Annotated in this window: 15 protein-coding genes and 1 other annotated feature; all 15 genes read left to right on the forward strand. The window is 47.4% G+C overall.

Going from position 1 to position 14967, the window contains the following annotated elements; genetic code table 11:
- Positions 1-195: 195 nt before the first annotated feature.
- The 15 genes from KNO85_RS13880 (at position 196) to sigH (ending at position 14895) form a co-directional block, all read left to right on the forward strand.
- Positions 196-672, forward strand: coding sequence for a CtsR family transcriptional regulator (locus KNO85_RS13880; RefSeq protein ID WP_214791026.1), 477 nt, complete (start codon positions 196-198; stop codon positions 670-672).
- Positions 673-677: 5 nt separating this feature from the next.
- On the forward strand, positions 678-1112 hold the full coding sequence (locus KNO85_RS13885; protein ID WP_214791028.1) for a UvrB/UvrC motif-containing protein: 435 nt from the start codon (positions 678-680) through the stop codon (positions 1110-1112).
- Positions 1112-2155: a protein arginine kinase gene (locus KNO85_RS13890; protein ID WP_214791030.1), complete on the forward strand. Its 1044-nt coding sequence runs from the start codon at positions 1112-1114 to the stop codon at positions 2153-2155. The genes KNO85_RS13885 and KNO85_RS13890 overlap by 1 nt, the downstream gene beginning before the upstream one ends.
- Positions 2156-2179: 24 nt before the next feature.
- Positions 2180-4615 (forward strand): ATP-dependent Clp protease ATP-binding subunit, encoded by a 2436-nt coding sequence (clpC, locus tag KNO85_RS13895; protein WP_214791038.1) that lies wholly within the window; start codon positions 2180-2182, stop codon positions 4613-4615.
- Positions 4616-4672: 57 nt separating this feature from the next.
- On the forward strand, positions 4673-6049 hold the full coding sequence (radA, locus tag KNO85_RS13900; RefSeq protein ID WP_074032385.1) for a DNA repair protein RadA: 1377 nt from the start codon (positions 4673-4675) through the stop codon (positions 6047-6049).
- A gap of 114 nt (positions 6050-6163) precedes the next feature.
- Positions 6164-7228, forward strand: a complete 1065-nt coding sequence (locus KNO85_RS13905) for a PIN/TRAM domain-containing protein (RefSeq protein ID WP_214791040.1) — start codon at positions 6164-6166, stop codon at positions 7226-7228.
- A gap of 56 nt (positions 7229-7284) precedes the next feature.
- Complete coding sequence (gene ispD / locus KNO85_RS13910; protein WP_214791107.1) at positions 7285-7965, forward strand: 2-C-methyl-D-erythritol 4-phosphate cytidylyltransferase; 681 nt, start codon at positions 7285-7287, stop codon at positions 7963-7965.
- A complete protein-coding gene (gene ispF / locus KNO85_RS13915; RefSeq protein WP_214791050.1) occupies positions 7962-8435 on the forward strand; it encodes a 2-C-methyl-D-erythritol 2,4-cyclodiphosphate synthase in 474 nt (157 codons plus the stop codon). Before ispD ends, ispF begins: the two co-directional genes overlap by 4 nt.
- 45 nt (positions 8436-8480) lie before the next feature.
- Entirely contained in the window at positions 8481-9938 is a 1458-nt protein-coding gene (gltX, locus tag KNO85_RS13920; protein WP_214791109.1) for a glutamate--tRNA ligase, read from the forward strand.
- Positions 9935-10141, forward strand: a binding site (T-box leader). (Overlaps the previous gene by 4 nt.)
- Positions 10142-10192: 51 nt before the next feature.
- Positions 10193-10882, forward strand: coding sequence for a serine O-acetyltransferase (cysE, locus tag KNO85_RS13925; RefSeq protein ID WP_214791052.1), 690 nt, complete (start codon positions 10193-10195; stop codon positions 10880-10882).
- A complete protein-coding gene (gene cysS / locus KNO85_RS13930) occupies positions 10851-12248 on the forward strand; it encodes a cysteine--tRNA ligase (protein ID WP_214791054.1) in 1398 nt (465 codons plus the stop codon). Before cysE ends, cysS begins: the two co-directional genes overlap by 32 nt.
- Positions 12245-12649: a Mini-ribonuclease 3 gene (locus tag KNO85_RS13935; RefSeq protein WP_214791056.1), complete on the forward strand. Its 405-nt coding sequence runs from the start codon at positions 12245-12247 to the stop codon at positions 12647-12649. The genes cysS and KNO85_RS13935 overlap by 4 nt, the downstream gene beginning before the upstream one ends.
- 109 nt (positions 12650-12758) lie before the next feature.
- Positions 12759-13508 (forward strand): 23S rRNA (guanosine(2251)-2'-O)-methyltransferase RlmB, encoded by a 750-nt coding sequence (rlmB, locus tag KNO85_RS13940; protein WP_214791111.1) that lies wholly within the window; start codon positions 12759-12761, stop codon positions 13506-13508.
- Positions 13505-14044, forward strand: coding sequence for an NYN domain-containing protein (locus KNO85_RS13945; protein ID WP_214791058.1), 540 nt, complete (start codon positions 13505-13507; stop codon positions 14042-14044). Before rlmB ends, KNO85_RS13945 begins: the two co-directional genes overlap by 4 nt.
- A gap of 209 nt (positions 14045-14253) precedes the next feature.
- Positions 14254-14895 carry an RNA polymerase sporulation sigma factor SigH gene (gene sigH / locus KNO85_RS13950; RefSeq protein WP_031421852.1) on the forward strand — a complete coding sequence of 214 codons (642 nt, stop codon included), beginning with the start codon at positions 14254-14256 and terminating at the stop codon, positions 14893-14895.
- Positions 14896-14967 lie beyond the last annotated feature (72 nt).

A 14967-nucleotide genomic window follows, 5' to 3' on the forward strand; every position in this document is an offset into this window, starting at 1 on the left:
TAGTTGGGGGATCTCCCCCTGTGAGGATAGGACGTTGCCAGGCAACAACGCAGAGGACGACCGAGCATAACGCTCGGTCGTTTTTTTGTATCGATTAGCGGTGCTCTTTATAGAGGGCATCGCTTTTCGTTTGCCTTTTTTTAAATCAATGATAAAATATAGTCAAAAGTCAAAGATGGTCAGAGGGTGGTGGAGATGAGAAATATTTCGGATGTCATTGAACAGTATTTGAAGCAAGTGTTGAAGGAAAGTCAGGCAAATGCGATCGAGATTAAACGTCAAGACATCGCACAACGATTCGAATGTGTTCCATCCCAAATCAATTATGTCATCAACACACGTTTCACCGTCGAAAAAGGATATTTAGTAGAAAGTAAACGTGGCGGTGGCGGGTATATTCGAATCCGACGCGTCATTTTACACGAAAAACAAGACGTTCTTTCAAGTTTAATGGATGTCATTCATAATCACCCACGTCTAAATGAACAGCTCGTTGAAAATGTGCTCGTTCGATTAGTGGAAGAACAAATGATGGATGAGCAAGAAGCACAGTTGATCTATCATCTCTTATCAGATGAAGCGTTAAACTTACAGGTTGATGATCGCTTTTTTATTCGACGTCAACAATTACTCGCACTGATGAAAGTACTTCGTTATCGTAATGGGGGATAAGTCGTATGTTATGCGAACGCTGTAAACAACGACCTGCTGTCAATGAAGTCGTTGTGATGGAACAAGATGTACCCGTAAAAAAACGATTATGTCGGCAATGTACGGTAGAACTCATGACGGGTTATGTACCGGTCGTGAAGCGGTGTCCGACTTGCCAGATGACACGCCAAGACTTATTGAGTGTACGAAAAGCAGGATGCGCAACATGTTATACCGTATTTCGGGATGAGTTGATCAAGATTACTCGTCAATATCAACAAGGGCACGATCATCACATTGGATCGATCCCCGACTATTTGCGCACGCCTCATGAACGGATTGAAGAACGACTCGAAAAGTTGGCAGGGGAGTTGACCCGCGCTGTCGAACAAGAAGATTATGAACGGGCAGCACGCATTCAAAAAGAAATGAAGCAATTAGAAGGGCAGGGAGATGTATAATGGAAACTTTCCTAACACATCCACTTGGTCCAAAAATGAAAGAGCGTGCCAAACTCGATGACTTGGTCGTTTCTACGAGAATTCGACTGGCACGTAACGTCAAAGACACGGTATTCTCTCCCGTACTTTCTAAAGAAGGCGAACGACAACTTTGTGATCGTCTCGAAGGGAGTCTACGTGGGTTAAAGGGATTTGAATATCTTCATATGCGTGATTATGATGAAGTAACACGACAGGCTTTGATGGAGAAACACTTGATTAGCCCGGCTGTTGCAACAAATGAAGAGAGTGCGGTCTTCTTAAGTGAAGATGAGACAATCAGCGTGTTGATTAATGAAGAAGACCATCTACGCATTCAAACGCTGCTTCCAGGATATCAAGTGAAAGAAGCGTTTGAGTTAGCGAAGCAAGTAGACGCATTATGCGCAGAATCTCTCCCGTATGCGTTTGATGAGCAATTAGGATATTTGACGACATGTCCAAGCAATATCGGAACAGGACTCCGGGCCTCGGTCATGTTACACTTGCCGGGACTCACCTTAACGGGACGGATTAGTCCGATTTTGCGAGAGCTTCGAAAGCTCGGTTATACGATTCGAGGTCGTTACGGTGAAGGGAGCGATGCTGCCGGACGCTTGTTCCAATTGTCGAATCAACGGACATTAGGAAGTCATGAATCACAATTACTGGCCGACTTCATGGAAGTGACAGAACAAGTGATTCAAGCAGAACGCCATGCGCGTGAAGAACTCGTTGCGAATCGTCAGGAGGAATTAGAAGATCGATTTTATCGGTCATACGGTATTTTAAGATATGCTAAACTACTTTCTTCTACTGAGGCGATCGAAAGATTATCTGATTTACATTTGGCGAGTGACCTAGGGATTTTATCTGATTGGAGTCCACCGAAGTTCCATGAACTCATCGTTCAACTACAATCAGGTTTTCTACAAAAGCATTTCGGGAAAACATTATCTACACAAGAACGGGATCGAGAGCGAGCAACCCTCGTTCGTCGAACGTTAGATCAAGGCTTAGTTTGATCCAACTATAAGGAGGTTTTGTCAATGATGTTTGGACGTTTTACAGAACGAGCACAGCGCGTATTAGCTTTAGCACAAGAGGAAGCAGTACGTCTTGGCCATCATAATATTGGTACAGAACATATTTTATTAGGATTGGTTCGTGAAGGAGAAGGAATCGCTGCAAAAGCGCTCTTCGCTCTCGGATTGACTTCTGAAAAAATTCAACAAGAAGTAGAATCATTAATCGGGCGCGGTTCTGAGAATGGATCAACGATTCATTATACACCACGTGCGAAAAAGGTCATTGAACTCTCGATGGATGAGGCACGGAAATTAGGACATTCATACGTTGGAACGGAACATATTCTTCTTGGATTGATTCGTGAAGGAGAAGGTGTCGCGGCACGCGTCCTCAATAACCTTGGAATCAGCTTAACGAAAGCTCGTCAACAAGTATTGCAGCTTCTCGGTAACACGGAGTCTTCTTCAAACGCCTCGCAACCAGGCGCGAGCGCTGCAACCCCAACACTTGATGGATTGGCACGCGACTTGACGCAACAAGCACGTGAGTCACGATTAGACCCGGTCATCGGACGAGCAGGTGAGATTCAACGTGTCATTGAAGTCTTATCTCGTCGTACGAAAAACAACCCGGTTCTTATTGGGGAACCAGGTGTCGGGAAAACAGCTGTAGTTGAAGGCCTCGCCCAACAAATCATCAACAACGAAGTACCTGAAACACTTCGCAATAAACGAGTGATGGTACTCGACATGGGTACACTCGTAGCGGGGACAAAGTATCGTGGCGAATTCGAAGATCGTTTGAAGAAGGTCATGGACGAAATTCGTCAGGCTGGAAATGTTATTCTCTTCATCGATGAGTTGCACACATTGATTGGTGCGGGTGGTGCAGAAGGTGCGATTGATGCATCGAACATCCTTAAACCTTCATTGGCCCGTGGCGAGCTTCAATGTATTGGAGCGACAACGCTTGATGAGTACCGGAAATATATCGAGAAAGATGCTGCGCTTGAACGACGCTTCCAACCGATTCAGGTAAATGAGCCGACAACAGAAGAAGCTGAGCAAATTCTTTTCGGTTTACGTGATCGCTATGAGGCACATCACCGTGTAACCATCACGGACACAGCGATTCATGAGGCAGTCGTTCTGTCTGACCGTTATATCTCAGATCGTTTCTTGCCAGATAAAGCGATTGATCTTGTTGATGAGGCAGCATCAAAAGTACGACTTCGCTCATTCACCGCGCCACCGAACTTAAAAGAATTGGAGTCGCGTCTCGAGTCGATTCGTAAAGAAAAAGACTCAGCTGTTCAAAGCCAAGAGTTTGAAAAAGCAGCATCTCTCCGTGACACGGAACAAAAGTTACGTGATGAGTTGGAAGAGTTAAAAACGGAGTGGCAGAACAAGCAAGGCAATGAAAAGCTTGAAGTGACGAAAGAAGATATCGCTCAAGTTGTCGCAAACTGGACAGGTGTACCGGTCACGAAGATTGCGGAAGAAGAGACAGACCGTCTCCTTAAACTCGAATCAATCCTTCACAACCGTGTCATCGGTCAAGACGATGCTGTGAAGTCGATCTCTCGCGCCATCCGTCGGGCTCGTGCCGGCTTGAAAGATCCAAAACGTCCAATCGGTTCATTCATCTTCCTCGGACCTACTGGAGTCGGGAAAACCGAACTCGCTCGTGCGGTTGCAGAAGCGATGTTTGGTGATGAGGACGCGATTATTCGAATTGACATGTCGGAGTACATGGAGAAACATGCGACGAGCCGTCTCGTTGGTTCGCCTCCTGGATATGTCGGTTACGAAGAAGGCGGTCAGTTAACAGAGAAAGTACGCCGAAAACCATACTCAGTCATTCTTCTCGATGAGATTGAAAAAGCGCACCCTGAAGTGTTCAATATTTTACTTCAAGTGCTTGATGATGGTCGCTTGACGGACTCGAAAGGTCGCACGGTCGACTTCCGAAACACGGTCATCATCATGACATCAAACGTCGGGGCCGCAGCGCTTCAACGTAATAAATATGTAGGATTCACAGTCGAAGATGATGTGAAACGTGAGTATACAGAAATGAAGGATAAAGTACTCGAGGAATTGAAAAAGGCGTTCCGACCTGAGTTCTTGAACCGGATTGACGAAATCACGGTCTTCCATTCCCTTCAAAAAGAGCATATTCAAGAAATCATTAAACTTATGGCAGAGACACTTAAAAAACGTCTCGCCGAACAAGGTGTTGATTTCAGCTTGACGGATGCGGCGCTCGACAAGATTGCCGAAGTCGGCTACGATCCGGAATACGGGGCTCGCCCTCTCCGTCGTGCCCTTCAACGAGAGGTGGAAGATCGCCTCTCAGAAGCAATGCTTGGCGGTACCATTGCCAAAGGTAGTAAAGTTGCGCTCGACGTACAAGATGGAGAGTTTGTCGTTCGTAACGAAGGTGTGGTTCAGTAAATCATTTAGCTCCCTCGTCGTTCATGAGGGAGCTTTTTTTAGACAGGAAGGAAACTTATGGCCAAAATTAAAACGAAATACGTCTGCCAATCGTGTGGATATGAATCAGCCAAATGGATGGGGCGCTGTCCGGGTTGTAATGAATGGAATACGCTCGTCGAGGAGTTTGTCGAGGAGAAGAAAGCGAAACGGGGTGCAGCTTTTGTGCACAGTTCATCCCGACAATTGAAGCCGGAGCGACTAGCGAACGTCGTCTCGCAAGAAGAGACGCGTGTGCACACAAATAGTCGTGAGTTTGACCGGGTGCTCGGTGGAGGGATTGTTCCGGGTTCCCTTGTCTTAGTCGGGGGTGACCCAGGAATCGGGAAGTCGACGATTCTACTACAAGTCAGTGCACATTTAGCCCACAGCGGTAAGAAAGTACTGTATATCTCAGGTGAGGAATCACTCAAACAGACGAAACTGCGGGCGGAGCGTCTCGGGTTACCGACCGAAGACTTGTTTGTGCTCGCTGAGACAGATATGTTGATGATTGAACGGGTCATCGATGAGGAACAACCAGGATTCGTCATCATCGACTCGATTCAAACGGTATATATGGATGAGATTCAATCTGCGCCAGGAAGTGTGTCGCAAGTTCGAGAATGTACGGCAGCCCTCATGAAGATTGCGAAGACGCGAGGGATTGCTGTCTTCATCGTCGGTCACGTGACGAAACAAGGATCGATTGCGGGGCCGCGGCTACTCGAGCACATGGTTGATGCGGTACTTTACTTTGAAGGGGAGCGTCATCATACCTTCCGTATTTTACGAGCAGTGAAAAACCGTTTTGGTTCAACGAACGAGATTGGAATTTTCGAGATGAAAGAGAGCGGGCTAGAAGAAGTGCTCAACCCGTCCGAAATCTTCCTAGAAGAACGAACCGCCGGTGTGTCGGGGTCTACGGTCGTCGCTTCGATGGAAGGGACAAGGACGGTACTCGTTGAACTACAGGCCCTCATCTCCCCGACATCATTCGGGAATCCGAGACGTATGGCGACAGGGATCGACCAAAACCGCGTCGCGCTTTTGATGGCTGTCCTTGAGAAACGTTCAGGCTTGTTGCTTCAAACACAAGATGCCTATTTGAAAGCAGCGGGTGGCGTCAAGTTAGATGAGCCTGCGATTGACCTCGCGATTTGTGTCTCGATTGCCTCGAGTTTCCGCGATCGCCCGACTCGTCCGACGGATGTCTGCATCGGTGAAGTCGGGTTGACCGGAGAAGTGCGACGCGTATCGCGGATTGAACAACGTGTCGCCGAAGCCGCAAAACTAGGATTCACACGTGCCATCATTCCGAAAAACAACATGGGTGGATGGACGGCTCCGGCAGGAATTGAAGTGGTTGGCGTCGGAACGGTAGACGAAGCATTGCAGTTGGCGATCCCGTTTTAACGGGTCGCCAATGGCAGTTTTTAACGCTTTGTAACGAACGTGATTGAAAAAATCATGTTACAATGTAAGTGTTATTTTTTGAAATTTTATTTCATATAGAAGGAGGTGGAATGAGTGAAGATTGCAGTACGAATCGGATTTATTTTGATTGGTCTCGTCGTAGGTTGGTTTGGAATTATCGAAGCGACGCTATTATTAGGAGACTTCGGCATGAATGTGCCGGAATGGTTAACGATTCCATACGTAGCAAGTTTGATTGGTGGACTTATCTTCTTCATTCTTAGTTTATTCTTAACCGATGGTGTTGTTGCATTTATTCGTTTTGTCGAAGAACGGCTCGTCCGTTTACCGGTAGGAGATATTTTATTCGGTTCGATTGGCCTCATTATTGGACTCTTGATTGCCTTTTTAATCAGTGTGTCGCTCGAAGTCACGAACATTTTCTTATTGAGTAAAATCGTCCCGATTTTTGTCACGGCGCTGTTTGGTTACTTCGGATTCGCGGTCGGATATCGGAAGCGTAACGAATGGATCAAGCTATTTGTGAAGAGCGAGCGGGAGAAGCCGGCGGCTGAACCGGTTCAGCGTTCAAATGATAAAATCTTAGATACGAGCGTGATTATCGATGGACGAATCGCCGATATCGCAACGACTGGATTTGTGGAAGGAACATTGATTGTTCCACAGTTCGTCATCGGAGAACTCCAATATATCGCGGACTCGTCGGATACATTAAAACGAAACCGTGGTCGTCGTGGGCTTGATATTTTAAAGGAACTTCAAGAGAATAAGCGAATCCAAGTTGAAATTTATGATGGGGATTTTGAAGACGTACCAGAAGTCGACATTAAACTAATCAAATTGGCAGAGCTTAAAAATGGGATTGTCGTCACGAACGACTATAACTTAAACAAAGTATGTGAAGTTCGAAATGTCCCGGTCTTGAATATTAATGACTTAGCGAATGCCGTTAAACAAATCGTCATCCCAGGCGAAGAGATGGTCGTGACGGTCATTAAAGAAGGAAAAGAGCAAAATCAAGGCGTTGCCTATCTCGAAGACGGAACGATGGTCGTCGTAGAAGGTGGACGTAAGTTGATCTCGAAGACGCTACCTGTCGTCGTGACGAGTGTGTTACAGACGTCTGCAGGTCGCATGATTTTTGCCCGTCCTGAATAACGAACAAAAAAGAGACGCGTGAGCGCTCTCTTTTTTCACGAAGAGAGGTGTTTAGCATAGTATCTTATACAGTTGTGATCCCGGCTGCGGGAAGAGGGAAACGAATGGGGGCGGATGCGAATAAACTTATGTTGTCGCTCCGTGATAAACCAATCATCGTATGGACGCTACAAGCGTTCGATACCGATCCGTGGTGTGAACGAATCGTTCTAGCGATTCGTCCAGAGGAACGTGAATGGTTTGAAGCGATGACGACACAGGTTGAAACACCGATTACATACGTAACAGGTGGGGAAGAACGACAACAAAGTGTTTACGCAGGACTCAAGGTGGTTGCACCCGATACGATTGTGATGATTCATGATGGTGCCCGTCCATTTGTAAAGCGCGAACAGCTACATCAAGTGGCAGAAGCCGCCTTACAAGGTGGAGCCATCTTAGCGGTACCCGTCAAGGACACGGTCAAACAAGTCGAACGTCATCAAATCGAACGAACCGTGCCCCGTGAAAATTTATGGTTGGCGCAAACGCCGCAAGCCTTTCAGATCGATGCCATTTTAGCGGCTCATGAACGGGCGGTCGAACAACAGATGATGGGAACGGATGATGCGAGCTTATTCGAATGGATTGGTGAGACTGTACAAGTCGTCCTTGGGGACTACCATAATATTAAGATGACAACGCCAGAAGATTTATTGTTTGGTGATGCGATTTTAGCGAAGGAGGACTTACAATGAGAATTGGTCAAGGATTTGATGTACACGCATTTGCGGAAGGACGTCCGCTAATTTTAGGAGGGATCGAGATTCCGCACGAACGTGGTCTGCTCGGTCATTCAGATGCAGACGTATTACTCCATACGATTGCCGATGCGGCACTCGGTGCGATTGCGGCAGGTGATATCGGGAAGCATTTCCCGGATACGGACCCTGAATTTAAAGATGCAGATTCGAAAGTGTTGCTTCGCCACGTGTGGCAACTTGTGAAAGACGAAGGGTATGTCCTTGGAAATGTGGATGCGACCGTCATGGCACAACGTCCGAAGTTACGTCCTTATATTGATGAGATGCGGGCGGTCATTGCCGATCTTCTCGAAGCGGACATCGAACAGGTGAACGTGAAGGCGACGACGACAGAGAAGCTTGGCTTTACGGGGCGTGAAGAAGGAATCGCGGCACAAGCGGTCATCTTACTCAACCGAGCTTGACAGAAATGGTATACTATTTGGGCAGAAGAGAAGAAAGGTGGAACTATTATGAGTGAAGTGCGTGTACGCTATGCGCCTAGTCCGACGGGGCATCTCCACATCGGAAATGCGCGGACTGCGTTGTTTAACTACTTATTTGCTCGTCATGCAGGCGGGAAATTGATTCTTCGAATTGAAGACACGGACCAAAAACGAAATGTGTTGAACGGTGTCGAGAGTCAAATGAAGTATTTGGAGTGGCTCGGAATCGATTGGGATGAAGGTCCGGGTCGTGACGGAGATTACGGTCCATATTACCAAATGGAACGTCTTTCACTTTATGAGAAATACGTCAACGAATTGATGAGCAAAGGTCTCGCTTACAAATGCTACATGACGTCAGAGGAGCTCGAAGCAGAGCGTGAAGCACAAATTGCGCGCGGCGAGGCACCACGTTATTCTGGTGCACACCGCAATCTGACTGTCGAAGAACGTGAAGCGTTTGAAGCAGAAGGTCGCAAGCCGTCGATTCGCATCCGTGTGCCGGAAGTCGTAACGTATAAGTGGACAGATGTCGTTAAAGGCGACGTCTCATTCGAGTCGAAAGACTTTGGTGATTGGGTCATCGTGAAACAAGATGGCATTCCAACATACAACTTCGCGGTTGTCGTCGATGACCACTTGATGAAAATCAGCCACGTCTTGCGTGGAGACGATCACATTGCGAACACACCAAAGCAGATGATGGTATATGACGCACTTGGATGGGAATATCCTGAGTTCGGTCATATGACGCTTATTTATAACGATCAACATAAGAAACTATCAAAACGTGACGAATCGATCATTCAGTTTATCGAACAATATGCGGACCTCGGTTACTTGCCGGCAGCGCTCTTCAACTTCATTTCCCTTCTTGGCTGGTCGCCGGTTGGAGAAGAAGAAATCTTCTCAAAAGAAGAGTTTATTCAAATGTTTGATGCGAACCGTTTGTCGAAGAGTCCAGCGGTATTTGACCAACAAAAACTTTCTTGGATCAACAGTGTATACATGAAGAAGGCCACGCTTGACGAAGTAGTGGCACTCAGTTTACCATTCTTACAAGAAGCAGGACGATTACCCGAGGCGGTATCTGTGGAAGAAGCAGATTGGGCAACAAACTTGATTGCATTGTATAAAGAACAAATGACGCACGGGGCAGAGATTGTCGCGTTGACAGACTTGTTCTTCAAAGATGAAATCGAGTATGACGAGGAAGCGAATGCTGTTCTTTCAGGAGAAACGGTTCCCGCTGTCCTTGCAGAGTTCAAACAACAGCTCGAAGGAATCGAAGACTTCACACCAGAAGCGATTAAAGCGGCGACGAAAGCGACGCAAAAAGCAACTGGTCAAAAAGGAAAGAACTTGTTCATGCCAATCCGTGTCGCAACGACAGGACAAACACATGGACCAGAGCTCCCGAACGCAATTTCGTTAATCGGAAAAGAGCGTGTCTTAAAGCGTCTGACAACTTTATTAGCATAAAGGCATCGATGAGGAAAGTAAGCGGTATGGCACTTTGCAGAGACTAGAACCTAGGCTGGGAGTTCTAGATGTGTCCCCCGAAGAAGTGCACCTCTGAGCCGTCTCGGCGATATGTAGTCGAGGCCGCGACTCGGCGTTAACGAGACTTGAGAGGGGAATATTTTTCCCAAACAGAGTGGAACCGCGCTTACGGCGTCTCTGTGCCTTGGCACAGGGGCGTCTTTGTTTTTGTATAAGAAAAGGAGATATCAATTATGGGATTTTGGAGCAGTGTACGCGAAGATTTGCGGACTGTCCTGGAACTTGACCCTGCCGCTCGTTCAAAAGTAGAGGTGGCACTGACGTATCCAGGTCTACACGCCATATGGACACATCGCATCGCACACGGATTATGGAGACGTAACGTGAAGCTGGTGGCCAAGTTATTAGCCCAGTTCAGTCGTTGGGTAACCGGGATTGAAATTCATCCGGGAGCTGTCCTTGGTGATCGCGTGTTCATCGATCATGGCTTTGGCGTCGTCATCGGAGAGACGGCCATTATCGGAAATGACGTGACGATTTACCAGGGCGTCACACTCGGTGGAACAGGGAAAGAGAAAGGGAAGCGACACCCGACGATTGGAAGTGACGTTCTCATTTCAGCCGGGGCGAAAGTGCTTGGAAACATCACGATTGGCGATTGCGTCAAAATCGGGGCAAGCTCGGTCGTGTTGAACGATGTGCCGTCTGATTCGACCGTGGTCGGGATTCCAGGTCGTGTTGTCATTCGAAACGGTAAGCGGGTGAAGCAACATGATTTAGATCACCGTTTACCTGATCCAGACCGTGAGTGCCAAGAACGTCTTGAAAATGCTGTGGCAGAACTTCAACATAAATTAGAGACGCTTGAAAAGCGAATGGAGGAAAAGACACATGATTCAGCTGTACAACAGTCTCACGAATAAAAAAGAACCGTTTGTCCCGATCGTTCCGGGTAAAGTATCGATGTATGTTTGCGGACCGACCGTCTATAACTACATCCATGTGGGAAATGCCCGACCAGCCATCGCTTTTGATACGGTACGTCGTTATCTGACATATCGTGGGTACGAAGTGAAATACGTTTTGAACTTCACGGACGTAGACGACAAAATCATTCGCACCGCCAACGAGTTGGGGGAAGACACGGAGACGTTGACAAACCGTTACATTGAAGCTTATTTAGCTGATACGGGAGCATTGAACGTACAACCGGCAGACGTACACCCACGTGTGACGGATACAATGGAAGAAATCATCGAGTTCATTCGTCAGTTAGAGACAGAAGGGTTCGCTTATGAATCAGAAGGCGATGTATATTTCCGGACGAAGAAGTTTGAAACGTACGGGAAATTAAGTCAACAGTCCATCGAAGATTTACGTGCTGGCTCGCGCGTCGATGTCGGAGAAAAGAAAGAAGACCCGCTCGATTTCGTCTTATGGAAAGCCGCTAAACCAGACGAGCCTTCATGGGATAGTCCATGGGGTAAAGGACGACCAGGCTGGCATATCGAATGCTCGGCCATGGCGAAAAAGCATCTCGGAGCAACGATTGATATTCATGCGGGCGGTCATGACTTGAAATTCCCACACCACGAGAATGAGATTGCCCAGTCAGAAGCGTGCAACCATGCGAAGTTTGCCAACTACTGGCTGCATAACGGATTCATCAACATTGAAAACGAGAAGATGTCTAAATCGCTCGGCAACTTCCTACTCGTCCACGAGGCATTGAAAGAAGTCGATCCGATGGTCCTTCGTTTCTTCATGTTGTCGGTCCATTATCGTCATCCAATCAACTACAGTCGTGAATTGATTGAACAGGCGGCAAACGGTTGGAGTCGAATCAAAGAAGCGTATCAAAACATCGAATATCGTTTATCGGTAACGGCTGGACTTGGTGAGCCGAGCGAGTCAATGGAGCGGAAACTTGAAGCGATCAAGACGTCGTTCATCGAATCGATGGATGATGATATCAATACGGCAAATGCTATGACTGTCCTCTTTGACTTAGCAAGAGAAGCGAACATTTACGCCAAGGCGGACCATGTGGCAAAAACGACACTCGAACAAGTTCTCTCGTTATTCGACGAATTGACAGGTGTGCTCGGATTGACGCTCGCTGAAGAGAAAGAATTGCTCGATGCCGAGATTGATCAATTGATTCAAGAACGAAACGACGCACGCGCGGCACGTAACTTTGCCCGCGCTGACGAGATTCGTGATTTACTGAAAGAACAAAACATCCAACTCGAAGACACGGCCCAAGGGGTTCGGTGGAAACGGTTATGATGCAACCGAAACAAATGAATGCTCTCGCGCTCGCCTATATGGGTGACGTGGTGTATGAATTGGCCGTACGAGAAAGGCTGCTCGAGAAAGGGTTGACGCGCCCGAACGATTTGCATCGAGGGGCAGTCCGTTACGTGAACGCGCGGGCGCAAGCAAGCGTCGTGACCTATTGGCTTGAGACGGACGTGTTGACAGAAGAAGAGCAAGCCGTCGTCAGACGTGGTAAGAATGCGAAGTCAGGCTCGATTCCGAAGCGGGTCGACGTCCATACGTATCGTTACTCTACGGCATTTGAGGCATTGATTGGCTATATCTACTTAACAGAAAGAAGGGATCGTCTTGAAGAACTCATCAAACAAGCGTTCGAACGACTCGAAACCGAGTCGACCGAAACGACATGACGAAAAACGGGGCGCGGAAAAACGAAAGTTTGACCGTCCTCGCGGGGAACGTCCAGAACGTTCACGCCATCAGAAGGCGGAACGACCGGACTATAAGGAAGTAGACGTGATGGAGGAAGGAATCGATTTTCTTTACGGTCGAAACCCTGTACTCGAAGCACTTCGAAGCGGTCGCGACATGAACAAAGTGTTTGTTATGGAAGGGCAACAAAAAGGACCGCTCGCTCAAATCATCTCGATGGCGAATGAAGCATCCGTCCAAGTGTCATTCGTACCGAAAACAAAACTCGAGAAGATGGCTGGTAGTGAACATCACCAAGGTGTTGTAGCGGCCGTCGCGGCTTATGAGTATAAAACAATCGAGGACATGTTCGCGCTCGCCGCTTCAAAAGAAGAGACACCGCTCTTTATTTTGTTAGATGAACTCGAAGACCCACACAACCTCGGTTCGATTTTACGGACCGCGGATGCTGTCGGGGCACATGGAATCATTATTCCGAAACGCCGTTCCGTCGGTTTGACTCAGACGGTCGCCAAAGCGTCGACTGGCGCGATTGAACATATCCCGGTTGCGCGCGTGACGAATTTGACGCGGACACTCGAAGAGTTGAAAGAAAAAGGATTATGGGTCGTTGGGACCGATGCGAAAGAGAGTCAGGATTATCGTCGATTGGATGGGAATATGCCACTTGTCGTGGTCATCGGGAGTGAAGGCAAGGGAATGAGCCGACTCGTGCGTGAATCATGCGACTTCCTCGTTCACTTACCAATGGTTGGTCATGTCACGTCACTGAATGCATCTGTTGCAGCGGCGCTCCTTCTGTATGAAGTGCATCGCTCACGTCACCCGTTAGCATGAGTATCCAAAAACGCGAGCTCCTTCTTGTCGACGGATATAACATCATCGGGGCGTGGCCGCATTTAAGAAGTTTGCGCGATATGGATTTTGACCAAGCGCGCAATTTGTTAATTGAAGCGATGGCGGAATATCAGGCCGTATCTGGGAAAGAAGTCACCATCGTCTTCGATGCCCATATGCGATACGGGCGTGAATCGAAAGAAAAACGAAGTCGTGTCGATGTCGTCTACACAAAAGAAAATGAGACGGCAGACGAATGGATTGAGCGGCGGGCGCACGAACTGGTGGATAACCGACTAGTCACATTATTCGTCGCGACGAACGACTTTACCGAGCAGTGGGTCATTTTTGGCCAAGGTGCCTTACGTGTCCCCGCGACCGAATTATTAAAAGATTGGAAGCATGCAAAAACACTGATTGAGCAACAACGCCTCTCGTTAGAGAAGGAACAATCGAATCGAAAAACGATCGATATTCCTCCGCATATTCAAGAACGATTTGAAGAAATGCGACGTCGTAAATCAAAAGGTGACTGAAATCACGGACGAGTTCATGAAATGGACTCGTCTTTGTTTCGATTTTGACATTTTTTTGCAAAGGAATGTTGTATACTATTACATATATGAGTTACACAGTATTTAATTGACGGAATTTTTAGAAATTTGTTTGACGCATAGGAGTAGGGAGTCCTATAATGGGACACAACCTTACATAGTTCAGGATCAATCGCCGGGGGGTAACGAGCATGAACGGATGGCCGTACGAACAGTTTGAAAAAATGTCAGACGAAGAGTTGGTCTTATTGGCGCGCAACGAAGGGGATAGCGACGCGCTCGAGTTTTTGATTGAACGATACCGGTATTTTGTTCGAGCAAAAGCCCGCTCTTATTTCTTGATTGGTGCAGATCATGAGGACATCGTCCAAGAGGGCATGATCGGTCTCTATAAAGGGGTGCGGGACTATAAAGACGAGCGACTCGCCTCGTTCAAAAGTTTTGCCGAGATGTGCATCACACGTCAGATGATTACAGCAATCAAGACGGCGACACGTCAAAAACATATTCCGCTCAACTCATATGTGTCACTCGATAAACCGATTTTTGATGAAGAATCTGATCGGACGTTGCTCGATGTCATTTTGCCACCACATCCGACGGACCCGCAGGAACTGATCGTGACTCAAGAAGAACAGACATTTATGGAAGCGAAGATGGATGAGATTTTAAGTGATCTCGAGCGGAAGGTGTTGCGTCTTTATTTAGACGGACGTTCTTACCAAGAGATTTCAGACGACCTCGACCGTCATGTCAAATCGATTGATAATGCGTTACAGCGCGTGAAGAAGAAGTTTGAACGCCATGTCGACGTCCGAATGCTCACGAGCTAACCGATGATTGACCGCGTGCCTCCTATGTGATACTTTAAAAGCAGCGCCTTGTCCGTAGACGCCATTTACAGG

The organism is Exiguobacterium sp. s124 (assembly GCF_018617485.1).
GTDB lineage: Bacteria > Bacillota > Bacilli > Exiguobacteriales > Exiguobacteriaceae > Exiguobacterium > Exiguobacterium aestuarii.